At 56.4% G+C, this 24,622-nt stretch carries 22 protein-coding genes; 17 read left to right on the top strand and 5 right to left on the bottom strand.

Translation table 11 applies throughout. The features are described from left to right. Positions 1-29 precede the first annotated feature (29 nt). The 5 genes from RYZ27_RS11120 (at position 30) to RYZ27_RS11100 (ending at position 7,199) form a co-directional block, all read left to right on the top strand. Entirely contained in the window at positions 30-2,858 is a 2,829-nt protein-coding gene (locus RYZ27_RS11120; RefSeq protein ID WP_406679582.1) for a [protein-PII] uridylyltransferase, read from the top strand. A 107-nt stretch (positions 2,859-2,965) separates the two neighbouring features. Beyond that, complete coding sequence (gene murJ / locus RYZ27_RS11115) at positions 2,966-4,522, top strand: murein biosynthesis integral membrane protein MurJ (RefSeq protein ID WP_406679581.1); 1,557 nt, start codon at positions 2,966-2,968, stop codon at positions 4,520-4,522. 221 nt (positions 4,523-4,743) lie between these two features. Further along, the gene (locus RYZ27_RS11110; RefSeq protein WP_406679580.1) at positions 4,744-5,094 is read left to right on the top strand and encodes a DUF1491 family protein; all 351 of its coding nucleotides are present in this window, start codon (positions 4,744-4,746) and stop codon (positions 5,092-5,094) included. Between the two features lie 46 nt (positions 5,095-5,140). Beyond that, entirely contained in the window at positions 5,141-5,527 is a 387-nt protein-coding gene (locus tag RYZ27_RS11105; RefSeq protein WP_406679579.1) for a hypothetical protein, read from the top strand. Between the two features lie 70 nt (positions 5,528-5,597). Further along, positions 5,598-7,199, top strand: coding sequence for a peptide chain release factor 3 (locus tag RYZ27_RS11100; RefSeq protein WP_406679578.1), 1,602 nt, complete (start codon positions 5,598-5,600; stop codon positions 7,197-7,199). Here RYZ27_RS11100 and RYZ27_RS11095 read toward each other — a convergent pair. Continuing rightward, positions 7,196-8,629, bottom strand: coding sequence for a tetratricopeptide repeat-containing sulfotransferase family protein (locus tag RYZ27_RS11095; RefSeq protein WP_406679577.1), 1,434 nt, complete (start codon positions 8,627-8,629; stop codon positions 7,196-7,198). The genes RYZ27_RS11100 and RYZ27_RS11095 overlap by 4 nt on opposite strands. Before the next feature lie 159 nt (positions 8,630-8,788). Here RYZ27_RS11095 and RYZ27_RS11090 point away from each other — a divergent pair, with 159 nt between their 5' ends. From RYZ27_RS11090 to rpoN, 6 genes are all read left to right on the top strand, one after another. Next, positions 8,789-10,030 carry a mechanosensitive ion channel family protein gene (locus tag RYZ27_RS11090; protein WP_406679576.1) on the top strand — a complete coding sequence of 414 codons (1,242 nt, stop codon included), beginning with the start codon at positions 8,789-8,791 and terminating at the stop codon, positions 10,028-10,030. Between the two features lie 62 nt (positions 10,031-10,092). Continuing rightward, positions 10,093-10,707, top strand: coding sequence for a ribonuclease D (locus RYZ27_RS11085; protein ID WP_406679575.1), 615 nt, complete (start codon positions 10,093-10,095; stop codon positions 10,705-10,707). A 54-nt stretch (positions 10,708-10,761) separates the two neighbouring features. Beyond that, positions 10,762-11,427 (top strand): LPS export ABC transporter periplasmic protein LptC, encoded by a 666-nt coding sequence (gene lptC / locus RYZ27_RS11080; RefSeq protein WP_406679574.1) that lies wholly within the window; start codon positions 10,762-10,764, stop codon positions 11,425-11,427. Positions 11,428-11,440: 13 nt separating this feature from the next. Next, entirely contained in the window at positions 11,441-11,953 is a 513-nt protein-coding gene (locus RYZ27_RS11075; RefSeq protein WP_406679573.1) for an LptA/OstA family protein, read from the top strand. Positions 11,954-12,039: 86 nt separating this feature from the next. Then, positions 12,040-12,774, top strand: coding sequence for an LPS export ABC transporter ATP-binding protein (gene lptB, locus RYZ27_RS11070; RefSeq protein WP_406679572.1), 735 nt, complete (start codon positions 12,040-12,042; stop codon positions 12,772-12,774). Positions 12,775-12,785: 11 nt separating this feature from the next. After that, complete coding sequence (gene rpoN / locus RYZ27_RS11065) at positions 12,786-14,285, top strand: RNA polymerase factor sigma-54 (protein ID WP_406679571.1); 1,500 nt, start codon at positions 12,786-12,788, stop codon at positions 14,283-14,285. Here rpoN and hisG read toward each other — a convergent pair. Genes hisG through hisS form a run of 3 tightly spaced genes read right to left on the bottom strand, consistent with a single transcriptional unit; the run spans position 14,282 to position 17,829 of the window. Then, the gene (gene hisG, locus RYZ27_RS11060; RefSeq protein ID WP_406679570.1) at positions 14,282-15,229 is read right to left on the bottom strand and encodes an ATP phosphoribosyltransferase; all 948 of its coding nucleotides are present in this window, start codon (positions 15,227-15,229) and stop codon (positions 14,282-14,284) included. The genes rpoN and hisG overlap by 4 nt on opposite strands. Next, a complete protein-coding gene (locus RYZ27_RS11055; protein WP_406679569.1) occupies positions 15,229-16,350 on the bottom strand; it encodes an ATP phosphoribosyltransferase regulatory subunit in 1,122 nt (373 codons plus the stop codon). The genes hisG and RYZ27_RS11055 overlap by 1 nt, the downstream gene beginning before the upstream one ends. Further along, positions 16,351-17,829, bottom strand: coding sequence for a histidine--tRNA ligase (gene hisS / locus RYZ27_RS11050; protein WP_406679568.1), 1,479 nt, complete (start codon positions 17,827-17,829; stop codon positions 16,351-16,353). A gap of 253 nt (positions 17,830-18,082) precedes the next feature. Here hisS and RYZ27_RS11045 point away from each other — a divergent pair, with 253 nt between their 5' ends. The 6 genes from RYZ27_RS11045 to proB all read left to right on the top strand — a co-directional run bounded on the left by RYZ27_RS11045 (position 18,083) and on the right by proB (position 23,204). Further along, positions 18,083-19,207: a diguanylate cyclase domain-containing protein gene (locus RYZ27_RS11045; protein ID WP_406679567.1), complete on the top strand. Its 1,125-nt coding sequence runs from the start codon at positions 18,083-18,085 to the stop codon at positions 19,205-19,207. Between the two features lie 185 nt (positions 19,208-19,392). Continuing rightward, complete coding sequence (locus RYZ27_RS11040) at positions 19,393-20,079, top strand: 50S ribosomal protein L21 (protein WP_406679566.1); 687 nt, start codon at positions 19,393-19,395, stop codon at positions 20,077-20,079. Between the two features lie 46 nt (positions 20,080-20,125). Further along, positions 20,126-20,395 (top strand): 50S ribosomal protein L27, encoded by a 270-nt coding sequence (rpmA, locus tag RYZ27_RS11035; protein ID WP_406679565.1) that lies wholly within the window; start codon positions 20,126-20,128, stop codon positions 20,393-20,395. 102 nt (positions 20,396-20,497) lie between these two features. After that, complete coding sequence (locus tag RYZ27_RS11030; RefSeq protein WP_406679564.1) at positions 20,498-21,055, top strand: GNAT family N-acetyltransferase; 558 nt, start codon at positions 20,498-20,500, stop codon at positions 21,053-21,055. Between the two features lie 14 nt (positions 21,056-21,069). Then, the gene (gene obgE, locus RYZ27_RS11025; RefSeq protein WP_406679563.1) at positions 21,070-22,098 is read left to right on the top strand and encodes a GTPase ObgE; all 1,029 of its coding nucleotides are present in this window, start codon (positions 21,070-21,072) and stop codon (positions 22,096-22,098) included. Then, positions 22,095-23,204: a glutamate 5-kinase gene (proB, locus tag RYZ27_RS11020; protein WP_406679562.1), complete on the top strand. Its 1,110-nt coding sequence runs from the start codon at positions 22,095-22,097 to the stop codon at positions 23,202-23,204. The genes obgE and proB overlap by 4 nt, the downstream gene beginning before the upstream one ends. A 6-nt stretch (positions 23,205-23,210) precedes the next feature. Here the strand turns inward: proB and RYZ27_RS11015 are convergent, their stop codons facing one another. Further along, positions 23,211-24,581 (bottom strand): leucyl aminopeptidase family protein, encoded by a 1,371-nt coding sequence (locus RYZ27_RS11015; RefSeq protein WP_406679561.1) that lies wholly within the window; start codon positions 24,579-24,581, stop codon positions 23,211-23,213. Positions 24,582-24,622 lie beyond the last annotated feature (41 nt).

The raw sequence follows: 24,622 nt of genomic DNA, 5'->3' as shown, positions 1-24,622 counted from the left end.
ACTCATGGGAATAACGCTATGAAAGACATATGGCTCAGCTCGAACCCGCCCTTGTTGATAAAAAAATTCCTGCACGGCGAAAGCCCGGTCCGTGGCGCATTGCGAGTATCATTGATGGCCGCGCGCTGCGCGTGAAACTGACAACCGCAGCACAGATGTATGGCGGCGAGCACAGTGATGCGCGCAAGACCGTGCTCGATCAGCTGCATTCAGCGATGTTTCGTGGGCGGATGATTGCTCAAGAGCGATTGCAGCAGGGGGCTGATGGTCTAGACACCGCCCGGCTCCTGGCGGCCGTCATGGATGAGGTGCTGCACGCCCTCTACGATTATACGACCACGCATGTCTTTCGAGCGCGCAATCCAACCGAAGGGGAGCGCCTCGCCGTCTATGCGACGGGTGGCTATGGGCGCTCTGTCCTCGCGCCGAGCTCGGATATCGATTTGCTGTTCGTACGCCCTTACAAGGCAAGCGCGCACGCTGAAAGCGTTATCGAGTACATGCTCTACATGATGTGGGACATGGGGCTAAAAGTTGGGCACGCGTTTCGGACACCGCAAGAATGCGTCAAGCTTGCCAAGGAAGATGTGACGATCAAGACCAGCTTGCTCGATGCTCGCTTGTTGTTTGGCGACGAAGCGCTCGCGAATGAAACAGCAGCGCTATTTAACACGCAGGTTGTGCATGGTCTGGATGCCCAGTTCATAGCCGATAAGCTGGAAGAGCGAAACAATCGGCACATTCGGCAGGGCAATGCCCGTTTTGTGGTCGAGCCAAATGTGAAAGAGGGCAAAGGCGGTCTGCGCGATCTGCAAACGCTCTACTGGATCGTCAAGCACATGCATCCAGAGGAGACCACGACCCTTGAGGATGTGATGAAGACAAATGTCTTCACCGATCATGAGTATCATGTCTTCGTTCGGGCAGCCCGCTTCTTGTGGACGGTTCGCTGCCACCTCCACTACCTCACAGGCCGAGCTGAAGAGCGGTTGAGCTTTGACTTACAGCCGGAAATCGCCGCGCGGCTTGGCTATCGCGATCGTGGTGAGCAGCTTGGGGTTGAGCGCTTCATGAAGCGCTACTTCATTGCGGCCAAGGATGTCGGGGGACTGACCCGTATCCTCGCAGCAAAGCTTGAGGCTCAGCAGCAAAAGAAGCCAGAGGGATGGCGTCGTTTTCTCCCCGGCAGCGGTCCGAAAGTGCTCGACGATGGCATGTTCCAGGTTGAGGCTGGTCGGATTTCTATTGCCGATGAGGAAGCATTTCTATCCAAGCCGTGCGGCTTGATGAGATTGTTTCAGGTCGCTGATCAGGAAGAGTTGGATATTCATCCCGATGCCATGGCAATGGCGACGCGTAATGTGCGTCTGATCAATAGTGTCACGCGCACCGATCAGGATCTTATTGATACGTTTCTGGCCATCTTGCTGGAAGGGCATAACCCGGGATTGGCCCTTGATCGCATGAATGAAGCTGGCGTGCTTGGACGCTTCCTGCCCGAGTTTGGCGGTATTGTCGCGCAGACCCAGTTCAACATGTATCATCACTATACTGTTGATGAGCATACGATCCGCGCGGTTGATCATATGGCCTCCATGGACCGGGGCGAGGAAGGCTTTGGCTTGGCTAACCGCCTGTTTGACGGGATTGAAAATCGCCGGGCCTTATACTTGGCCATGCTATTGCACGATACCGGAAAGGGCCTCGGCGATCAGCAGATTGAAGGTATGAAAACTGCCCGGGCGGCGTGTGAGCGCCTTGGTCTTGGCGCGGCTGAGACAGAGCTGACGGCATGGCTGGTCGGTAATCATTTGGAGATGAGTGAGACGGCTCAAAAGCGTGATATTTCCGACCCTCGTACGATTGTGAAATTTGCTGAACTGGTTGGCGATATAGAGCATTTGCGGCTGCTTTATATTCTGACTGTTGCCGACATTCGCGCCGTTGGGCCAAACATCTGGAATGGCTGGAAGGATCAGCTATTGGCCGATCTCTACCATAACACAGAGGCGGCGCTACGCGGTGGCCGGACGGACGAGGCGAGCGTTGCAGCAGAATTGCAGGCGCGCGCCGAATCGCATCGCGAAGCTGTCCTTGATAAGCTGGGTACGATCCCGGCCATCCTGACAGAAATGGACGAGGCTTATTGGACGGGCTTTGATCTCGAAACGCTAATTACGCATGCGCAAATGCTGTCTGGTAATCCGGATTCGCTGGTTAAGGCGCAAGTTCATAGCGGGGCCGGGGGCACAGAAGTTTTTGTTACAGGACAGGATCGTCCCGGTCTGTTTGCACGCTTGGCTTCTGCAATCGATGGGCAGGGGGCAAGCATTATTTCGGCGCAGGTCTTTACCGCTCAATCCGGTCGTATTGTCGATGTCTTCCTGCTTCAGGATGAAGATGGGCACCCCTTTGCGAATGGTGACCCATCGCGTTTGCAGCGCTTAGAGAAAGCTGTTGCTGAGGCGCTCACAGGCGACAAACCTTTGAAGATCGTAAAGACGCGGCCGAATGCCCGCGCAGCGGCCTTCCTGGTCAAACCACGTGTAATGATCTCCGAAGAGGAATCTGCTCAGGGCACAGTGATCGATCTTGCAGGCAGGGATCAACCGGGTTTGCTTGCAGCCGTCAGCGCCGTTCTGGCCGAAGCCAATGTCACCATTCTGTCAGCCCATGTCGGGTCTTATGGGGAACGCGTGTTTGACGCATTTTACGTCAAACTGCCCGAAGGCTTTGACGAGGCCATGAAATCATCCCTTCGTGAGCAACTCTTGGCCGCATTAGGTCGTCAGGATCTTGAAGCGCCATCTACGCCGGCGCGGACACTCCGGCGAGCAGAAGCGGCGGATAGTTTTTAAGAGGGGCTTGTTGTTCACCCACTTCCCCTTCCCAACCGCCCGCAGAGGCTACCCTTGGGGTGGTTGGGAAGGGGAAGTGGGCGGACCCCGATAGGAGAGGAGGGATCATGAGCCTCGTTCGGAACACGCTGGTCCAGTCCAGCCTGACGCTCGGCAGCCGCATTCTGGGCTTTGTGCGCGATATTTTGATCGCGGCGAAAGTCGGCGCTGGTCCGATCGGCGATGCTTTCGTTACTGCGCTGATCCTGCCCAATCTGTTTCGCCGGATCTTTGCCGAGGGAGCCTTTGCCCAAGCTTTTGTACCCGCCTATGCGCGAACATTAGAGGCTGAAGGACCAGAAGCGGCTGAAGAGGTGGCCCGGCAAACCATGCGCGCCCTGTTTGCGGCGACAGCGGGGCTAATCATTCTGGCTCAGCTGTTTATGCCATGGGTGCTGCGCGCCTTTCATGGCGGCTATCCGCCAGAGAGCGAGAGCTATCAGTTGGCGGTCCTGCTTACGCGGATCACGATGCCCTATCTTGCCTGTATGGCACTGGCGGCCTTGCTGTCAGGGGTTCTGAACTCTGCCGGGCGGTTTGTGCTTTCTGCTGGCGCGCCAACGCTGCTCAACATATTCCTGATTACGGCGGCTGTCCTGGGCGATAGCGCGCCACAGACAGCGACCTATGCCGCTTGGGCTGTTACTGGGGCCGGCATCGCGCAAGTTGCATTGCTCTGGTATGGTGTCACCCGCCAGAAAGTTTCGCTCTCACTTGGCTGGCCGAAGCTGACCCCGGCGGTCAAGAAAGTCATCGCGCTTGCGATTCCTGGCACCATCGCGGCCAGTGGCACTCAGATCAATATCATGGTCAGCCAGCTCCTCGCCAGTTTTGAGGAGGGGGCAAAGTCCTGGCTGTTCTACGCTGATCGTCTGTATCAACTGCCCTTGGGATTGGTTGGGGTCGCTGTTGGGGTTGCCATTCTGCCACGTTTAGCCCGCGCGGCCCGCGGGGAAGAAAATGGGCAGTCCAATACACTGATGGATGAGGGTATTGGCCTCGCCATGGCGCTCACTGTTCCAGCGGCAATCGCGCTGATGATTGCACCAGCGTATTTGATTGAGGGGCTTTATACACGCGGGGCGTTCACTGCGCTTGATGCGAGCCAGACAGGTCTGGCATTAATCCACTATGGTTGGGGCGTCCCGGCTTTTGTATTGATCAAAGTGCTCGCCCCCGGCTATTTCGCGCGTGAAGACACCAAGACGCCAATGCGGTTTGCCTTGGCTACTGTGGCCCTCAACACGGTGCTGGGCGCTGGGCTCTTTTTCTGGCTGAAATCACAAGGGCAGGCAGGTTTCCCAGGCCTCGCAATTGCCACCAGCATTGCCGCGTGGATGAATGCGGGTTTGCTCTTCTTCGGTTTGAAGAAGCGAGGATGGTATGCGCCGGGATCGCGCCTTGCCGGGCGGCTATTCTCCGTCACGATGGCAAGCATCGCAATGGGGGCAGGGCTTTTCTATATCCTGATAAATGAGGCAGCGTTCAGCGCTATGGTGCCATGGGGCAAGGCCGCTGAAGTGGCGGCATTTATCTTTGCTGGTGCGGCGATTTATGGGATCGCAGCTTTGGTCTTTGGGGCTATTCGCATCAGCGATCTGAAAACTGCTTTGCGGCGCACCTAAAGCGAGCGTTTGCGGTCACGGGCTTCAGCGCGCATTTCAAAGGCAACCAGTACTGCACCGGTCAACAGCAAGCCTGCCAATATGCCCAGCATAAGACTTGGAGAGGCTATAGGGCTTGCGGTTGCAACCGGAAGAGACAACATCTGAGGTCACCGTTAGGGTTAGGGGCGGGTTAACGCCGATGCCTGATAGCTTGCAAAACCTGTGCCGAAGGAGGCTTCATGTTTGATGATCGCTTGCCAACCGCGCTCTGGGCGCAGGCTCTGGTTCGCCGCGCACAATTGGCCGGGGCAGGCGTGTTTGTCCTCCAGAAAGGGGAAGAGTCGCGCGGGGATGTCCTACTGAAAGTCGCCAGCCTTGATGGGGAAGCGCGCGCTTACCGCCCCCAGACCAATATAGAGGGCGAACGCGTTTTCATCGATCTATCCCTGCAGGGCATTGGACCCGAAGAAGCCGCGGTTGATGCCTATGTCGCGCGCGCGAAAGAGCGGGATAGCGATCTATGGATTATCGAGATTGAAGACCGCGATGGTCGTCACTTCCTGACCGAACCGATTGAGGATCTGTCATAAGAGTTTCTCTGTTTCGGTAACGAGTCATTAACTGCAAATCAGAGACATGGGTATGACCAAGGGGAAAACCATGTTGTTCTTGCTGAATGACCACATTGTTGAGCTCGATATGCCGGAGGCACATTTACGCCAGCGTTGGCGGTCTATTGGGTGCGGTGACCCCCACACTTTGCGAGCGCAGGATGCCATAGAGTTTGTTGGTGGCAAGGTTTGTGAGGCCATGCGTAAGAGTGTGGCTTTGGGCCCTGAAGAGCTCAAGGATTATGCCGCTCTGATCATTGCCAAGACCGGCGCGAACAGCCTGATGCTGAAGCCAAAATCCAATGGCGGGCTGGAGCCTCGGTTACAGGATTTGCCCAAGCTTGTCTTGGAAACCTATCAACGCGGCGCCGCAAACGATCAACGCGAAGGTTTGGCGCACGCCGGGAGCTGATACAGTTTCAGTGCTTGGAAGCTGGCGTGAAATCGCCTAAGTGCGCGTTGCAGTTTTTACAGGTCATCCCATGTCCCTTACGCTTACCCAAGAAGCCGATCGTCGGCGTACCTTCGCGATCATCTCGCACCCGGATGCGGGTAAGACGACACTTACGGAAAACCTGCTGCTTGCAGGTGGTGCGATCCGAGCGGCCGGCGAGGTGGCTGCACGTGGTGAGCGGCGGCGGACAACCTCTGACTGGATGAAGATTGAGCGCGATCGTGGTATCTCGGTCAGCGCCTCGGTTATGACGTTTGAGTATAATGGCAATATCTACAATCTGCTCGATACACCGGGCCACGAAGACTTCTCTGAGGATACCTATCGAACGCTGACCGCTGCAGATTGCGCCATTATGGTTCTGGATGCCGCGAAAGGGATCGAGCCGCAAACCTTGAAACTGTTCGAGGTCTGTCGCCTGCGCGATATTCCGATTGTCACCTTCATCAACAAGATGGACCGCGAAGCGCTTGATCCGCTGGAATTGCTCGACCAAATTCAGGAACAATTGCAGCTCGATACCGCGCCGCTTTACTGGCCCGCTGCATCGGGGCAGCGGTTTGGCGGCATGATTGATTTGCGCACGGGTGAGTTCCTGCACTACTCAAAAAAGACCGCTGATGAGGGGCTGACGCCGGGCACCAGCGCGCGGGTTAACCTTGATGATGTCCGCGAGGCTGTGGATCCCAGCGCTTTGGAAGAGCTGGAAGAGGGCAGCGAAATGGCGCGGGAAATGCTGCCTGCCGTTGATAGGCAGGCTTTCCTTGAGGGACATATGACCCCGGTCGTGTTTGGCACAGCGCTCCGCCATTTCGGGGTTGGGGAATTGCTGGCAACACTGGAAGAATTTGCACCCGCCCCGCGCCCGCAAGGGTGTCAGAAGAAAGACAGCCCGCACACGCTGCAGCGGGATGATAAGGGCGTTGCCGGTTTTGTATTCAAAATTCAGGCGAACATGGACCCGAACCATCGGGACCGCGTCGCTTTCCTGCGGCTCTGCTCGGGTGAGTTCAAGCGCGGGATGCGTTTGAAGACAGCTGAAGGCAAACAGCTCAACATTCACAATCCGATGATGTTCCTGGCCCAGGACCGGGAGATCGCTGAAACCGCTTATGCAGGCGATGTGATCGGCGTGCCCAACCATGGCCAGTTGCGGGTTGGGGATAGTCTGTCAGAAGCAGGCGACATCAAGTTTGCTGGTATTCCGAACTTCGCGCCAGAAATCCTGCGCCGTGCTCGCCCGAAAGACCCAATGAAGGCCAAACACCTCCGCAAGGCGCTTGAGAGCCTGTCAGAGGAAGGGGTTACTCAGCTTTTCGTTCCCTCCATCGGGTCGGACATGATCGTTGGAGCCGTTGGTGCCCTGCAAATCGAGGTCATGGCTGAGCGGATGGTCACCGAGTATAATCTCGATGTCGTATTTGAGGCCGCGCCGTATAATGTTGCGCGTTGGATCGCCAGCGATGACGCCGCCAAGCTTGAGGCCTTTCTGGACAAGAACAAGTCAGCCAGCGGCACTGATCTCGATGGCGCACCGGTCTATCTTGCCAAGAATGCCTGGGATGTCGGTTATGCGCAGGAAAAAAACCCGGACTTGCGCTTTACAGCGACGAAGGAGCGTATGGTCTAATCCAGATCATCAATCGCTGGGCGCATGAAGGCTTCATAGGTTTTCCAGCCGCCAACCGATTTTGGCGTTATCCGCGAACGGATTTGCGCAAAACTGGCCGTGGGAACATTTGAAGCCGTGAAACTCGTGGTCTCGAGGTCCGGGGCAGGTAAGCCTAAAAAGGCCATTAAGCGATCAGTTTCAGCCTGTGGCTGGATCACCAGAGCCTCATAGTCGAGATGATGGACGCGATCGGGCATAACCGATTGCCAATAGGCCATCATGTCTTCATGCGCGGTCAGAAAGGCAACCGCGTCTGATAAATTGTGTCGCCAGCGTGTTCCGCTGGTGAAATAGGTCCGCCAAGCCGAGAGCATGATGTCGCGTTTATTGCGCCGGACCCAGACAATTTTCGCATCCGGCAGAGCATAGGCCATGGCGCCTGCAAAAAGATGCAGGATTGCACCCTTGTCGGTGACAACAGGTGCCCCTTGCGCGCGGACCTCTGCCAGTTTGCGATAGACCATACCCATCAGCCGCCAGTTGATTTTGCCTGTTTCAAAGCCGCCCGCGCGTTCGATGTCGGCCTGCGTCAAGTTTCCAAGAGACCAGGTTGCTGTGCGGCTGAACATCGTCTCACCCATGGCGCGAACATTCGGGGCGGTGGCAATGATCTGTTCGGTCAGGGAGGTTCCCGATCGCGGTGCACCGACAACAAAGACTGGCCTTGGACTGTCAGGCGAATTGGATGGCGTGGGTAAAGTATCAGCCAGCTTTGCAAATGCGGCCTGCACATCCTTCATCATGGCCAGATCGGCTTTGCGATCATAGGCGCGCTTTTGCTGCTCAAACTGATTGGCTTTTGTCCAGGCGGCCCAGGCCTGATCATGCTGACCGTCGCGGTGATTGAGAGCACCCAAAGCATAAGCCGCTCCGGGGAGAGCATGAGGGGTTGGCGTACTGACCAAACGCTCCAGGGCCATGCGATCAGACGCGTTGAGACGCCCTGTAGAAGCCAGCAGGGCCCAGGCATCTCCGAAATCAGGTTTCTGCTTTAGGGCCTCACGCGCGCTTTGCGCTGATTGGTCGAGTTTCCCGACATGACCGGAATAGACACTGCGAAAGTAATCCAGTGCCGGGTTGGGTGGGCTGGTTTGCTTAAGCTGCTCGACCAGTTGCAGGGCGACATCTGATTGGCCCACGCGCGAGAACCGCTCAGCGAGAATCAGCATGATTTGCGGTTCATTCGGGTGTTCGCGCTGCAAGGCCTTAGCAACTTCAAGTGCGCCATCTTCATCAGCCAACGCAAGTGCGTGGTTTAAAACTTCCTGCCAGCCTTTCCCGAACCGGGCACCAGAGCCAACCAGACGGCGAATCGTGTCGATGGCAATATCATGCCGTCCAGATTGGCGTGCCCGCCGGATCAGGTTGAGAGGGTCTTCGGCGCTCAAACGGATCTCCAACTAGTTGCAGCGATTTAGGTAGGGCGTATCCGAGATATGATCATTCACCAAGGCCGCTTATCATGTGTCATGAAATCGTACTTTCCCTCTAAAGCAGATCGTTCTATGGCACGCGCAGATTTGTAGAGCGCGTTGGGGAGTTCAGCCTTGCAACCAATCACAACACCTGCCTGGATTGACCGTTTACCGGATTGGGCAAAGCAACCTGTCGAGTATCTGGCCAGTATCTGGAATGAGGGGGCCCTTGGGCTGACCTATGGCGAGATCAGCACTGTCGTCCTGATTATTGCTTTTGCTCTGATTATCCGGGGCTTGTTTGCACGCAGCATTGTACGCGGGATTACCCGCGCGGCTGCGGGTACAAAAACCCAGTTTGATGATGCTCTGGTTGAGGCGATTGCGACACCGCTAAAGCTGGTTCCGCTGATCATCGGGATCTATTTTGCGCTGGAGATTATCGATATTGAAGGCGTCGTCGCCCAGAATGCTGATCGTGCCGTTCAGTCTGTGATCACGCTCGCTGTTTTCTGGACCCTGTCACGTGCAGTACATGCGTTTGAGTTCCTGTTTACAGGGCTCCGAAACAACTTGTCCTCTGCGGTTGTTGATTGGATGGTCAAGTTTCTTGAAGGCTCCTTGATCATTTTTGGCTTTCTGGCGGTTGCCAGCATCTGGAACATACCGGTTGCGCCGATCCTGGCGAGCCTTGGTGTCTTCGGCATCGCCATCGGCTTGGGCGCGCAGGACCTGTTTAAGAACCTGATCTCCGGCATCCTGATTATGACCGAGAAACGCTTTGGGCCGGGGGAATGGATTCAGGTAGATGGCGTTGTCGAAGGCACGGTGGAGAAGATCAACTTCCGATCAACCCTGATCCGGCGTTTCGACAAAAGCCCAATCTATGTTCCCAACGGCCTTTTGTCCGATAACCCGCTGACCAATTTCTCCCGCATGACGCATCGCCGGATTAAATGGGTGATCGGGGTTGAGTATCGCACGACAGTTGAACAGCTGCGCTATATCCGTGACGAGATTGAAGCGCTGATCTGGAATGATCCCCGCTTTGCCCGTCCGCCTGAGGCAGCATTGTTTGTGCGGGTGAACTCCTTCAATGACAGCTCGATTGACTTCCTGATCTACTGCTTCACGCACACGACCAATTGGGGAGAATGGCTGGCCATCAAGGAAGAGCTGGCCACGAATATCTATGAGATTATTGAACGGTCCGGAACCGGGTTCGCCTTCCCAAGCCGTACGCTTTACATGCAGCAGCAGGATGCGCCTGAAATCATCGCACCACCAGAGCGGACCGAAGCCGTGCGCAAGGCGCTGGCAGAGCGCGCTGAAGCCGCCAGGGCCGGGGCGCAGCAGGATGATGAAGAGGGTTAAGACAAGCCCGCATTAACCCTCTGGCTCTTGCCACATGGGTTCTGCGCGCCTAGACCGCGCCCATGAACGGTATCAAATTACATAAGGGCGATCTGCCCGCCAACCTTGACCTTGGCGCGATCATCGCGGTCGACACCGAGGCAATGGGACTGAACCCGGTGCGTGATGCACTATGTGTCGTACAGATTTCCAGTGGCGATGGCAGCGCACATGTCGTGCAGCTGAACCGCGATTATGATTGCCCGAACCTGAAGGCTTTGATGGCCGATCCAGCCGTTTTGAAAATCTTCCACTTCGCGCGCTTTGATGTCGCGATGATGCAGAAATGGCTCGGCATCACCTGTGCTCCAGTTTGGTGCACCAAGATCGCCTCCAAACTGGCCCGAACCTATACAGACCGGCATGGCTTGAAGGATGTGACACGCGAGATTGTCGGGGCCAGCATGGACAAGTCGCAGCAAAGCTCTGATTGGGGCGCCGCTGAACTGACCGACCAGCAATTACACTATGCGGCTAGTGATGTTCTGCACCTGCATCATATCCGCGAAGGTCTGCTGGCTATGCTCGAGCGTGAGGGGCGTGTTGAACTCGCCCAGGCCTGCTTTGATTTCCTGCCTGTCCGAGCTGAGCTGGACATTAAAGGCTGGGAAGACACCGACATTTTCGCACATAGCTAAAACGTCATGTTGCGGGCGCTTTCCGCGCGTTTCAACTTGCCTTAGGATGGTCATATGACCGCCGCGACTTCACCTGCCAGCCTTTCAGACTGGGCGCCTCAGCGTCAGATGACGCTTGATCAGGCCCAGCGGCGCTCGCGGTTTGTCGGCTTCCTGCGCATGTTGTTCGTTGCCGGTGCGGCAATATCCGCTGGCATTATGGTCGGTCCGATTATCGCCAATACGTTTAATGGTGCGAACACGACGATTGAGAGCCTTGAGGGCGATCAGGTTGTCACCATGGTGAACGCCCGGTTCACTGGACGCAATGTGGCTGGGGATGCCTTTGTGATCACCGCTGATACGGCGCGTCGTCGCCGGGCCGATAGCAGCATTATCGACCTGACCAATCCTCGTTTGATGGATGACAAAGGCACGGTAGTAACGGCCCCATCCGGGACCTATCACCAGAATGATGAGTTTCTTGATCTGTTTGAGAATGTCCGTCTGGTGGATGAAGAGGGTTACGTGTTCACGACCACTGAGGCGCGCGCCTTTGTGCAGGATGGACGGGTTGAAGGGGTGCAGCCCTTAGATGGGTCCGGGCCACTGGGGGACGTGCGTGCGGACACATACGAAATCCTCGATGAGGGGAACCGTGTTGTGTTACGCGGAAATGTGGATATGACAATTTTCCCGGGTGACCGCGAGGACACGACGGGCGAAAACGAGACAGAGTAGAGGGCCCCAAAGCATGAAAACGTATCTGTTGGCCGGTTTAGCGGCTTTGTGTGTAACCGGGTCAGCATTTGCGCAGGTCTCCGGTGAAGGTGGGCCAATCCGGGTCATGGCGGATCGCTCAGAGGTGCTTGAGCGGGAGAGCAAGGTTATCCTGATCGATAATGTCGATATCACCCAAGGCGATGCGCGTCTCCGCGCCGATATCGTGACGCTTGAGTATGGTGAGAATGGCGGCACGACGACCAGTGGTCTGGGCTCTGGGTTCGGGGATATCGAAACCATGACAGCCCGGGGCAGCGTCTTTTACATCACCCCGGAATTGAAGGCGACTGGCGATCTTGGCGTTTATGATGCCACGACCGATACGATCACGCTGTTTGGTAATGTTGTGCTCGTCCGTGGTGAAGACGTCGGCAAAGGCGAGCGTTTGACCATGCAGCTCACCGAAGGTCGGACGATTCTCGATGGCAAGGACGGTGAGCAGGTTAACCTTGTCATCATTCCAGCTGACGAAAATGGTCAATAAAATTGCATCTATCGGCCTAAAGTGATTTTAAGTCGTTTACCTTAGCACCTATCTGCAAAGAAATATCTGAGGGAAAAGCGCAGATCATGGACCAGACCCAAACCGGCCTTGTTGCATCCGGCCTTGCCAAGAGTTTTGGCAAGCGTCAGGTCGTCCATGATGTTTCCCTGTCTCTACAGCGCGGTGAAGTGGTTGGCCTGCTGGGTCCGAACGGGGCCGGCAAGACAACTTGCTTCTATATGATCATGGGGCTGATTGGCTCTGATGGTGGTCAGATACAGATTGATGGCGCTGATGTCACCACGTTGCCAATGTATCAACGCGCGCGCCTCGGTGTTGGTTACCTCCCGCAAGAGGCCAGCATTTTCCGGGGCATGAGTGTTCAGGATAACATCATGGCGGTGGTTGAACTGGTAGAGCGTGATAAGGCTGAACGCCGCAATCAGGTCGATGCGCTTCTGGAAGAGTTGCACATTACGCACCTGCGCGATCAGGCGGCAACCAGCCTGTCAGGTGGTGAGCGCCGCCGGGTTGAGATCGCGCGCGCTTTGGCGTCCAGACCCTCTTTCATGCTGCTCGACGAGCCGTTTACCGGAATTGACCCTTTGGCGGTTTCGGACATTTCCGATCTGGTTGGCTATCTGAAGGAGCGGGGCCTTGGGGTTCTGATCACAGACCACCAGGTCCGTGAGACCCTGCAAATTGTTGACCGGGCCTCCATCATTTATGAGGGCAGCGTCCTGTTCGAAGGCGCCCCGGCCGAAGTTCTGGCGAGCGAAGATGTCCGCCGGGTTTACCTTGGCCAAAGGTTTGCGGCGTAAGGACTGCAGGCATGGCTTTTAATCAACGCCTAGACTTACGCCAGGGACAGTCCCTGGTCATGACGCCACAGCTGCAGCAGGCGATCAAACTGCTGCAATTGTCGAATATCGAATTGGCTGAGTTCGTGGCCGAGGAGATTGAGCGCAATCCCTTGCTGGAACGCGGAGAGTCGAACGATAATTCTGAGTTTGAGGTCTCGCCGGATAAAGCGGCTGGCCGTGAAGAATTAGCTCTGGACGGTTCCGGTGGGCATGAAACGGCGCGTGATGCGGTCGATGCATCCGACTCGGATATGTATGAAGCAGGCACCGGAAGTGATGAGGCGCGCCCAGCAAATGCTCAAAGTGGCCCATCAGCATCCACCGATTGGTCGACAGCCGGGACAGGCCGGGGGGGTGAAGACTTTGACTTTGAAGGCTCGCTAACCAGCGAAAAAAGCCTGCACGAGCATTTGCATGAACAGCTCAATATGTCTGGTCTTAGTCAGGCAGATCGCTTGATCGCCGCGCGCCTGATCGATGAGACCGACGAAGCTGGCTATTGCAAGGTTGATTTTGATGAGGTCGGCAAACTGCTTGGTGCTGATCCGGCCAATGTCGCCGCCGTTCTGGACGTCTGCCAGGGCTTTGACCCAACCGGGGTCATGGCGCGTGATCTGACCGAATGTCTGGCCCTGCAATTGATTGAGCGCGACCGCTATGATCCGGCGATGCAGGCATTTCTGGCCAATCTCGATAAAGTCGCCAAGCATGACATTAAGGGGCTCGCTGAAATTTGCGGCGTCGATAAAGACGATGTCATGGACATGATGGCTGAGCTGCGCACGCTCAGCCCGCGTCCGGGGGCAGGCTTCTCAGGTGAGACCACGATTGCTGTCGCGCCGGATGTCTTCGTGCGTGAAATGCCAAACGGGATGTTCGCGGTTGAGCTGAATTCTGAGACGCTGCCGCGCGTTCTCATGGACAAGGCTTACTATGCTGAGGTCAGCGCGCTCCCGATGCGTGAAAAGGAAAAAGAGTTCATTTCCGAATGCGCGGCAAATGCGACCTGGCTTTTAAAGTCTCTAGACCAGCGCGCGCGCACCATCCTGAAAGTGGCAAGCGAGATTGTACGCCAGCAGGATGCCTTCTTTGCCCATGGTGTCGCCCATCTGCGTCCGCTTAATCTCAAGCAGGTCGCCGACGCGATCGACATGCATGAGAGCACAGTGAGCCGTGTGACCAGCAACAAATATATGAGCACGCCGCGCGGCCTGTTTGAGCTGAAATACTTCTTCTCTGCAGCGATTCCGGCCACAGGGGGCGGTGAAGCGCATTCGGCTGAGGCTGTGCGTCACCGGATCAAGCAACTGATTGACGAAGAGGGTGCAAAAATCCTCTCCGATGACAAGATCGTTGAAATCCTGACTGAATTCGGGATCGAAATCGCCCGCCGTACGGTGGCCAAGTATCGCGAGAGCCTTGGCATCCCAAGCAGTGTGCAGCGCCGTCGGATGCTCAAGGCGTCTTAAGCGACCGTCTTGCGAAACGCTTCAAACGCAGCGTTTGGCCGTTCCAGAATATAGCTTGGCTCGAATACAGCAACGGCCTGTCCGGTTTCCTTTTGCAGGAAAGAGGCAAGCTCAAATGCCTGATCACGCTCGACATAGACCGATCCTTCACCGCCGGGCACAAGGCTCGTAACCGCTAAGCCAAAGCGCTCTTTTAGCGCAGCCATCAGAGCATCGGCACTTTCGGGTGCTGCGAACCGGATAAAGACCCGGCGGTCCTTATGGCTGGTGATCCGATCCATGATCCGCTCAAGCGTTTCAAGTGCTTCCGGTGTCCAGACATCCGAGCGTTTGCTGGCGGCGAGCCAGGCCTCACTTTTCAGGATAATTCCGCTGAGGGGCTTCAGGTCATTCGCGCGCAGTGTGTTGCCGGTCGTGGTGATGTCGACGATGACATCGGCAATCCCGCGCAAGGGTGCTGCTTCCGTTGCGCCAGGGTCAGCGACGAGGCGGAAATCGCTAATTCCCTGTTCAAGGAAGTGCTGGCGCACAATGCGCGTATATTTTGTAGCCACTTGCGGCGCGCGACCTTGCCGACGGCGGATGTCTGCAAACACTTCGCGCAGGTCTCCGAAAGAGGCGACGTCGATCCAGCTATTGGGGACAGCGACAACCAGATCGGCGCGGGCAAAGCCCAGCGGTTCGAGCAGTTCAACCTTGCCTGTCATTTCCCCGGTTTCGAGGATCAGGTCATGTCCGGTAATCCCGACATGTAGCTCGCCACTGTGCAGGCGTTTGGCAATCTCGCTGGAGGGCAAGAGCCAGAGCTGCGCGCCCGGAAGCGCTTTGATCTCGGCATTGTACGACCGCCCATTTCCGGCTTTGACCGGCAGGCCAATCGCCTTGAGATAGTCATAGGTCTGATCCTGAATGCGGCCTTTGGAGGCCAGTCCGATGTTCAGCATCACGCACCTCCTGTCAGCATATCGGCGATCCGGTCAGGCCGGAGCATGGCGCCAACCGCGCCGCTTGTTTTTGTGTTACCAGAGAGCGCTCCGATTAGCCCGTCATAGCGCCCGCCACCGCCAAGGACTGTGCCGTCGGGCGCATGGCACTCAAACACGAAGCCATCATAATAGCTCAGCTCTCGTCCAAGGTTTGCATCGAAACGCGGGGCATTGGCTGCACCTGAGACAGCAAGCTGATCGCTCATGCCCCGCCAATAGGCAAGGCGCTCAGAAATCGCAGCACCGCGTCCAACGAGCAGGGTTTCCAATTGATCAAGCGCTTCGCTCAGCGGTGCATCAACACCACAAACGGCTTTGAGGGCTTCCGCATCACTGGCCTGTAGGGGCTGCTCAGCCTCCTTGGCTTTGTCGATCAGGCGGTCGGCAATGTCCTCAAGGCTGCGTGCGCCAAATGGTGTGATGTTCACCATCTCGAACATATCCGCCAAGGCATCTTTCGCTTCGTCCCGTGACAGACCTGCTAAAGCGCGGGGTAGGGTAGGGGTCTCTGTTCCGCCTATCGCGTCAGCCATATCCCGCTCAAACGTTGCGGGCATGGAGAAGGATTTTTTCAGCCGGGCTTTCCAGTTCTCGTGTAGGTCGAAACTGTCGATCAAGCGAAAGACAAGACCCGGATCGGCAAAGGTTAGCGTAAACGCATTTGCACCTGCCGACTTCAAGGCACTGATCGTCGCTTCAACCACGCGGCCATCATCCTGCGCATTTTCGGGCGCGTCGAAGAGTTCTACGCCGATGTGGCGCTGCACGGGGGAGGCTCCGCTATTTCCGCGCGACCCGCGAAACACAAGCCCATCAAGCTGATAGGCTCCGGTTGCGGTTTCTCCACTGGCGATCTGTAGCGCCAGCGCAAGCGTCAGGTCCGGGCAGAGACACAGGTCGCTCTGATCACCGTCATGCTCGACAATATTCTGGCGATACGCTTCGCCGAGAAACTCCAGATAAGGCAAGAGCGGTTGGACCGTTGGCAAATTGATCTGTGTGCTTCCCAGAGCGGAGAAGGTTGCAGAGATTGCGCTGGCCACGCGATCTATACGAGGGGTTCCAAACAGCGCGCTCACTTAAACCTCCGCAGCGATCGTCTCAGCAACGATCTTCTCGAAGGTATCAAGCGGGGCTTCAAATTGCCCGGGGCGTTCCTCGCGCCAGGTTTCATTATCTTTGATCGCTTGGGCTTTCTTCTTACCGACGCGCAGGTCCTTGATGGAGACAATGCCTTTTTCCTTCTCATCGCCCCCAAACATGATGGCGACAGGGCAGTTGCGGCGGTCGGCATATTTCATTTGGGCTTTCAGACCTGATCCACCGAGATAGACCTCGGCGGCAATGCCCGCATTGCGCAAGCGCTGGGCCAGTTCGAAATAGTCACCCATGGCATCACGGTCGAAGACCAGCACAAGGACTGGCCCCATCGCTTGTCCCAGAAGTGGACGTCCGGCGGCTTCAAGCGCTGTGATCAGGCGGCTGACACCGATGGAGAAGCCTGTGGCTGGAACAGATTCGCCCGTAAAGCGCGCGACCAGATCATCATAGCGACCACCACCGCCGACAGAACCAATATTGAGCGGTTTGCCGTCTGGCGTTGTCATATTGAGTTCGGCCTCAAACACCGGGCCAGTATAATAGTCGAGCCCGCGCACAATAGACGGGTCGAGGGTGGCGCGATCTCCGCCAAAGCCGCAGCGTTCCATGACCGCGGTGATGGCTTTGATCTCTGACAGCGCTTCAAGGCCCATATCCGTGTTGCCGATAGCTTTTTCGAGCGCCATGACGGTCGCGTCATTATCGCTTTGCCCCGCCGATACGAAGGCCATGACGCGCTCAATAGACGCAGCATCAAGGCCAGCGCCTTTGGTGAAGTCGCCAGACTCATCAAGGCGGCCTTCGCCGAGCAGCGCGGTGACGCCCTCAGTGCCAAGACGATCAAGCTTATCGATGGCGCGCAGAATGGTGCCATTGCGTTCTTCTTCGCTCTGACTGCCTGAAGAGGAAACTTGCGAGAGCACGGCGTTCAGCGCGCGGCGCGTATTGATCCGCAGGCTGTACTCTCCGCGCGCCACACCAATGGCTTCGAGCGCGTCGCAGGCCAGCATGATGATTTCGGCATCCGCGGCTGGACCAGGGACACCTACGGAGTCTGCGTCACATTGGGTGAACTGACGAAAACGACCGGGGCCGGGCTTTTCATTGCGCCAGACCGGGCCAGCCTGCCAGCGCCGGAACGGCTTGGGCAGTCCTTGGCGATTTTCAGCGACATAGCGAGCCAGCGGTGCGGTCAGATCATAGCGTAGTGACATCCACTGTTCGTCATCGTCCTGAAGCGAGAAAACGCCTTCATTCGGGCGGTCCTTGTCCGGCAAGAATTTGCCGAGGGAATCGGTGAACTCAAATGCAGATGTGTCGAGCCGTTGAAAGCCCCAGCGCTCATAGGCCTGCGAGGCACGATGGATCAACTCGGCCTCAGCAGCAATTGCTGGACCCAGGCGATCCTGGAAACCTCGCGGCGCGCGCGCCTCTGGCCGAGTGCTCGACATGTTCATACTCCAAATGCAATGACGTTCGCGATTGGCCGCGAATGTCCGCAGCCGCTTCTACAGCCTAAAAGAAGAACGTCTAGTGATCAGGCTATTGAGAGCCGCAGGATCGGCAGTCAGTCGGACATATTTCGAGGTATTAAGCTAAAGCGCTCAGGTGAACCTTCCGTGCAAAACACTAGAGTACAGTATCTGGTTCCATTTAATTTGATCATATTCGTTCAAGGGAAAGGCAATTTGCCTATGTCATAATGCCTTCATGAAGATCGATTTGAAGGCTTTCTCTTTCTCGGATGTGCTTGCCAATTCGAAGTCACGACGCATTGCCGTGGTGCTAAGCCTTTCGCTTCTTTTCCTCGTGACCACCGCGACGCTCGTATTCGGTGGATATGATACTGCGCCGCCCGCCACATTTGCGGTATTTGGTTTGGGCTTGGTGCTGGCTGCGCTTATTCTGGTTTTTCTTGAGCCTGTAAAAGTCATGCAGTCTCCACAGCCGGACCGCTGGGCTGATCTCGCCGATTTCGCCACAGATCTTTATTGGGAAACCGATACGGAAGGGCTGATCATATCTGCTGGTGGGCGGCTGATGCCAAATATTGCTCCTGATATCAGTACCGTAATCGGGGAGCACTATCTGACGGTTGTGGACCTCAATGAGCGTGAATTGGAAAAGATGCTCGCTGCGCTAAACAAGATTGAACCTTATTCAGACATCCTCTCAACGCTCTATGATCCTGATGGTCGGGCCTATGAAGTGTCTTTAAGTGCGACCCCGCGTTTTGATCTTCATGGAAAAATCACCGGCTATCTTGGGGTCGGCACGGATGTCACGGAGCGCGTGAGGGCAACGCGCGAGCTACGGCATATGGCTGAGCATGATATGCTGACCGGGTTGGCCAACCGCTACTTGTTTGCCCGGCAGATCACCAAAGATCTGGATGACTGCCCTGCGGATGAAGGGATTGCATTGTTCGCGATTGATCTGGACGGCTTTAAAATGGTCAACGATGTCTATGGGCACGATGCTGGCGATGCGGTCCTGAAGCTCGTCGCCAAGCGTTTACGGGGGCAGATCCGCTCGACTGACTGGGCCGCCCGTTTGGGAGGGGATGAGTTTGTGGTCGTCGCACGGCATGTTAAAACCGAGGCCGAGTTGCACCATATTGTAGCGCGCCTTCAGTCAGCATTGAACAAACCATATCGCATAGGCGGTATTGCTATGGACATTAAGGCGTCAATTGGCATCGCCATCAATCCCGAAGATGCGGATAATGCTGAGTCTCTGCAGAAGTGTGCAGACATGGCTCTATACCGTGCCAAGGGGGCGGGTAAGGGGTGCTATCGTCTGTTCAAAAATATTGAGATGACCACTCAACACTAAATGGCAGGCATTGTGATTGGCCCACTGACGTACCGATCTTCAAAAAAATACCGTCAGGTCTGCAATTCATCGTATAAGAGGGTTTGACTCGGAGGGCGCTTTAGTGTTTATCCGCGCCTTCATGTCCGCGCCCCATGGGCAGCGGCCAAAGTTTCATTTTTGAGAGTTCCGGAAGGACGAGCGCTATGTTCGCGGTCATTAAGACAGGTGGCAAACAGTATAGAGTTGCCGAAGGTGACGAGATTGTCATCGAGAAGCTGGCCGTTGAAGCTGGCGATAACGTAACCTTTGAAGACGTTCTGATGATCGGCGAAGGCGGGAAAGTCACTGTTGGTGAACCTGTCGTGTCTGGTGCCAGCGTTGTTGGCACAGTGGCTGAGCAGCGCAAAGGCGCGAAAGTCATGATCTTCAAGAAGCGTCAGCGTAACACTTACCGCCGTAAGCGTGGCCACCGCCAGCTTGAGACTGTTGTGACGATTGATTCTATTCTGGCCGACGGCAAAAAAGCCCCAGCCAAGAAGAAAGCGGCACCTAAGAAAGAAGCTGCACCAAAAGCAGAAGCTGCTGCGCCTAAGGCTAAGGCGAAAGCTGAGCCAAAAGCGGAAGCCAAGGCAGAAGCGCCTAAGAAAGCTGCTGCTCCAAAGAAGGCCGCACCTAAGAAGGCTGCAGCGCCTGCTAAAGCAGACGACCTGACTGTGATGAAGGGTCTGGGCAAAGTGTTTGCTGAGAAACTCAACGCTGAAGGCATCACGACATTTGCGCAAATCGCGAAAATGAAGAAAGCCGATATTGAAGCGCTGGAAGAAAAAATCGGCGCTGCTGGCAAGTTTGAGAAAAATGATTGGGTCGCGCAGGCGAAAGACCTCGCATAAGACGCATAGTTCGGGTATAGACCGGGCATAAGATTGGAGGCCGAGTATGGCTCATAAGAAATCAGGCGGTTCGTCTAAAAACGGTCGCGATTCGAATCCTAAGTATCTTGGCGTCAAGAAATATGGCGGCGAGCACGTGATTCCTGGCAACATTATCAAGCGTCAGCGTGGTACGAAAACGTATCCGGGTCGCGGTGTTGGTATGGGTAAAGACCACACGCTGTACGCGCTGGTCGAAGGCAAGGTTGAGTTCACAAAGAAGCGTGACAACCGCCAGTACGTATCAGTTCTACCAGTGGCAGAAGCAGCTGAATAAGCGCGGCTACAAGGTCGCCGAGTGGTGACCACAAAGTTCCAAGGGGAGGCAGGTCACTGCCTCCCTTTTTCTTTGCCTCCCCTGATCCTTGAAGAGGCTATCATGAGCGAAACCGTCATATTGCATACCGAACGCTTGTCCTTGCGGGCACCGCAGGCAAGAGATGCTGTACAAATTGCAGAGCGGATTGGCCTCAAGGATGTCGCCTGGAACCTCGGACGCGCACCATACCCCTATGATTTAAGCGATGCGGAGGATTTCATCCTGAGCACGCAGAAGAAATGGCAAGACGGTCAGACTTGCGGGTTTATGCTTGAGCACCCTAAGGATGGTGTTATCGGTGGCTGTGGGTTGGATCATCATGGGGATGGCCTGTGGGAGATCGGCTACTGGGTCGGTAAGCCATGGTGGGGGCAGGGATTTATCACTGAGGCAGCCAGCACTGTGCTGAACTGGGGCCGCGATGAGCGTGGGATAACCAAGTTCGTTTCCGGTCACTTTACCGATAATCCGGCTTCCGGCCGCGTGCTGACCAAGCTCGGCTTTGAGCCTGTTGGCGTCGTTGATCATTTTGGTGCAGCCAGAGGCGAACTCAGCCCTGCTATGCGCTATACGCTGGGCGCTGATCCTCAAGACGCCTTGCGTACGGCAACACATTAGACGAAAGACAGGTCATGAAGTTTCTCGATCAGGTCAAAATCTACGTTCAGGCAGGCGATGGTGGCAATGGATGTGCCGCCTTCCGCCGTGAAGCCTATATCGAATTCGGTGGGCCTGATGGCGGTGATGGTGGCCGTGGCGGCGATGTCTATGTCGAAGCGATTGAGGGTCTCAACACCCTCATTGACTACCGTTACCAGCAACATCATCGCGCTGAACGCGGCAAGAATGGCATGGGCAAACAACGCCATGGCCGCGGCGGTGAGGATAAGACTGTTAAAGTCCCCGTCGGCACGCAGGTCTATGAAGAGGATCAGGAGACCCTGATTGCCGACCTGACCGAGGTCGGTGATCGTGTTCTGGTCGCCAAGGGCGGTAATGGTGGCTGGGGCAATTTGCGGTTCAAGACCTCAACCAATCAGGCACCTCGTCGGGCAAACCCCGGTGAACCGGGGCAGGAGTTTACGCTCTGGTTGCGGCTCAAACTTATCGCTGATGCAGGCCTTCTGGGCCTGCCCAATGCGGGGAAGTCGACCTTCCTCAGCCGGGCAACTGCGGCCAAACCAAAGATCGCAGATTACCCTTTCACGACGCTCAATCCAGGGCTTGGCATTGTCGATATTGGCACCAGCACACGCTTTGTGCTGGCTGATATTCCGGGGCTTGTTGAAGGCGCGGCGGACGGCATTGGTCTGGGGCATCGGTTCCTTGGTCATGTCGAGCGGTGTAAGGTTCTGCTGCATCTGATTGATTGCACACAGGATGATCCGGCTGGTGCCTATACGACGATCCGCGAAGAGCTTGAGGCTTATGGCGGTGAACTGGCCGACAAGCCTGAAATCGTTGCCCTTTCTAAAGTGGACGTCTTGCCTGAAGAGCTTGTCGATGAGCAGGCCGCTGCGGTGAAAGCCGTGTGTGGTCAGGAACCGATGCGTATTTCCTCTGTCGCGGGTGAGGGCGTCAAAGAGGCGCTCTACCGGATCGCAAAGGTACTTGGGCAGGACACCGAGGGCGACATAGAGACTGCATGGAGCCCGGAGTGAGCCAGCTTACCAGAGCGCAGCGAATTGTCGTGAAAATCGGCTCAGCGCTGGTCAGCGAAGACGGTAGGGCGCGAACAACCTGGCTTTCCAAGCTCGCTGCGGATATGGTGACCCTGAACGCGCAGGGCAAACAGCTTATTCTTGTCTCATCCGGTGCGATCGCGCTCGGTCGACAATACCTTGGCGACAAGAAGCCCCGAAAACTGGAAGAGAAGCAGGCAGCCGCCGCCCTTGGCCAGCCCCCGCTTATGGCAGCATTGTCTCAAGCTTTCGCGCCCCATAATCTGCCAGTGGCGCAGGCTTTGCTCACTTTGGAAGATACCGAGAATCGCCGCCGCTGGCTCAATGCCCGCGCAACGCTGGATACGCTTTTGAATGCGGGTGCGTTGCCCGTGATTAATGAGAATGACACGGTGGCCACCGATGAGATCCGCTATGGTGACAATGATCGTCTGGCCGCGCGGGTTGCGCAGATGGTCGGAGCGGATCTTCTGGTCCTGCTGTCTGATATAGATGGCCTCTACACCGCCAATCCCAGATTTGATGCGAATGCTAAACACATCTCAGAAGTCTCTGAAATCACAGCGGAAATTGAAGCGATGGCAGGCGATGCCAATACTGAGGCGGCGGTTGGGTCTGGCGGGATGGTGACGAAACTGGCGGCCGCAAGGATCGCTTACGCTGCCGGCTGTTCCACGGTAATCACATTGGGAGATCGCGAGCGCCCGCTTGTGGCCTTACAAGACGGCGCGCGCGCGACCTGGATTACACCGCCTTACAATCCAGAAACAGCGCGTGAAACGTGGCTACGCTCGCATCTCAACCCTGAGGGAGAGATCACAGTGGACGCAGGAGCAGAACGCGCCCTGAAGGCAGGCTCCAGTCTGTTGCCCGTAGGTATCACTGGTGTCTCGCAGGGCTTTGCCAGAGGCGCAGCCGTCGCCATCAAGAACCTGTCTGGGGTGACAATCGGCAAAGGCATTACCGCCTATAGCGCCACGGATATTGATCGTATCAAGGGTCTCAAAACCGATGCGGTTGAGGCTGTCCTTGGCTTTCGCGGTCGCCCGGCGGTTATTCACCGGGACGACCTCATTCTGGGTTAAGCTAGCCTAGTTCGCGTAGCGCGCCTGAACCGCATCCCATATCGCCCGGAGGCCACAGGCTGCGCCGCCAGCCGGGCGTCCATATTTGCCTTCTCGCCAGGCCCAAATGTCGAGGTGAACCCAGCGGTCGGCATCGACAAATTGCTTCAGGAACATCGCTGCCGTGAGGGAGCCTGCAAAACTGCTGCTGGCAGAGTTTACGAGATCAGCGATCGGGCTTTTCAGCATGGAAAGGTATGGGTCCCAGAGCGGCATCCGCCAGGCTGGATCGCCGCTTGACGCACTGCCCTCGGCAATCTGCGCAGCCAGTGGTTCGTCATCGGTATAATAAGGCGCAAGGTCCGGCCCAAGCGCGACACGTGCGGCCCCTGTTAGCGTGGCAAAATCGATCAGCAGGTCCGGATTACTTTCACTTGCCCGTGTCAGGGCGTCAGCAAGGATCAGGCGGCCTTCAGCATCTGTGTTGTCAATCTCTACCGAGAGGCCCTTACGGCTGCTAAGGACATCGCCGGGGCGGAAAGCGGTTCCGGAAATCGCGTTCTCAACAGCTGGAATATACAGCTTCAAGCGCACAGGCAGGTTCGCCCCCATGACCAGTTCGGCCAGTGCGATGGCATGGGCTGAGCCACCCATATCCTTCTTCATCAGGCGCATATAATTGCCGGTTTTGAGGTTCAGGCCCCCTGTATCGAAGGTCACGCCCTTGCCGACCAAGGCGAGTTCAGGGGCATCCTCTGGTCCCCATGTCAGTTCCATAATGCGGGGGGCTTCTGGCCCAGCCCGGCCCACAGCATGAACGAGCGGGTAATTCTGTTCCAGAAGAGCATCGCCAATGACCGTTTCAAGCGTTGCGCCATGGCGTTCGGCCAAGTCGCTAATGGTGCCTTGTATTGCTACTGGGCCCATATCTTCCGCCGGGGTGTTGACCAGATCGCGTAGGCGATGGATTGCGATTGCCTCTCGGGTGACGGCCTCAGCGGCCTCATCATCTCCAATAACAAGGTGCGGGGGTGTCGCCTTGTCCTTGAGGTAGCGATCAAATCGATACGCGCCATCAGCCCAGCCAGCAGCGATTTGCGCGAAGGTCAGCCCGCCATCGGCTGCGATCTCATAGTCGCCTTTCGGCAGCTTGGCGGAAAGCGCTGCGACTGCAAGTGCGTCTTTGCCATTGCCCAGACCAAACAGGATAGCGTCAATCTCGCCATCGGTATTGGCGGTCATGACTGTCTGTCCCGGCTTGGCTTTGAACTCTTGAGCGGTGGCCATCGCCATCAGGGAAGCTGGTAATCCGCTGGCCTTTTCCCATTGTGTCGTGGTCATCAGCCAGACTTTCGCAGGAGACTTGGCTTTATCTGTAAAGGCGGAATAGGCGGGCATTGTCTGTCCTGTCTCAAGGTTAATGTCGGCGCGTCTTTTAT

The organism is Hyphomonas sp. FCG-A18, from assembly GCF_045287255.1.
Taxonomy (GTDB): domain Bacteria; phylum Pseudomonadota; class Alphaproteobacteria; order Caulobacterales; family Hyphomonadaceae; genus Henriciella.
Note: the sequence above shows the minus strand (reverse complement) of the source record. Positions and strands in the feature narration are given on the sequence as shown.

Bases quoted from the DNA above. Each gene is read 5' to 3' on its own strand.
- RYZ27_RS11120 (WP_406679582.1), top strand. From the start codon at position 30: ATGGCTCAGCTCGAACCCGCCCTTGTTGATAAAAAAATTCCTGCACGG.
- murJ (WP_406679581.1), top strand. From the start codon at position 2,966: ATGAGCCTCGTTCGGAACACGCTGGTCCAGTCCAGCCTGACGCTCGGC.
- RYZ27_RS11110 (WP_406679580.1), top strand. From the start codon at position 4,744: ATGTTTGATGATCGCTTGCCAACCGCGCTCTGGGCGCAGGCTCTGGTT.
- RYZ27_RS11105 (WP_406679579.1), top strand. From the start codon at position 5,141: ATGGGTATGACCAAGGGGAAAACCATGTTGTTCTTGCTGAATGACCAC.
- RYZ27_RS11100 (WP_406679578.1), top strand. From the start codon at position 5,598: ATGTCCCTTACGCTTACCCAAGAAGCCGATCGTCGGCGTACCTTCGCG.
- RYZ27_RS11085 (WP_406679575.1), top strand. From the start codon at position 10,093: ATGAACGGTATCAAATTACATAAGGGCGATCTGCCCGCCAACCTTGAC.
- lptC (WP_406679574.1), top strand. From the start codon at position 10,762: ATGACCGCCGCGACTTCACCTGCCAGCCTTTCAGACTGGGCGCCTCAG.
- RYZ27_RS11075 (WP_406679573.1), top strand. From the start codon at position 11,441: ATGAAAACGTATCTGTTGGCCGGTTTAGCGGCTTTGTGTGTAACCGGG.
- lptB (WP_406679572.1), top strand. From the start codon at position 12,040: ATGGACCAGACCCAAACCGGCCTTGTTGCATCCGGCCTTGCCAAGAGT.
- rpoN (WP_406679571.1), top strand. From the start codon at position 12,786: ATGGCTTTTAATCAACGCCTAGACTTACGCCAGGGACAGTCCCTGGTC.
- hisG (WP_406679570.1), bottom strand. From the start codon at position 15,229: ATGCTGAACATCGGACTGGCCTCCAAAGGCCGCATTCAGGATCAGACC.
- hisS (WP_406679568.1), bottom strand. From the start codon at position 17,829: ATGAACATGTCGAGCACTCGGCCAGAGGCGCGCGCGCCGCGAGGTTTC.
- RYZ27_RS11045 (WP_406679567.1), top strand. From the start codon at position 18,083: ATGAAGATCGATTTGAAGGCTTTCTCTTTCTCGGATGTGCTTGCCAAT.
- RYZ27_RS11040 (WP_406679566.1), top strand. From the start codon at position 19,393: ATGTTCGCGGTCATTAAGACAGGTGGCAAACAGTATAGAGTTGCCGAA.
- rpmA (WP_406679565.1), top strand. From the start codon at position 20,126: ATGGCTCATAAGAAATCAGGCGGTTCGTCTAAAAACGGTCGCGATTCG.
- RYZ27_RS11030 (WP_406679564.1), top strand. From the start codon at position 20,498: ATGAGCGAAACCGTCATATTGCATACCGAACGCTTGTCCTTGCGGGCA.
- obgE (WP_406679563.1), top strand. From the start codon at position 21,070: ATGAAGTTTCTCGATCAGGTCAAAATCTACGTTCAGGCAGGCGATGGT.
- RYZ27_RS11015 (WP_406679561.1), bottom strand. From the start codon at position 24,581: ATGCCCGCCTATTCCGCCTTTACAGATAAAGCCAAGTCTCCTGCGAAA.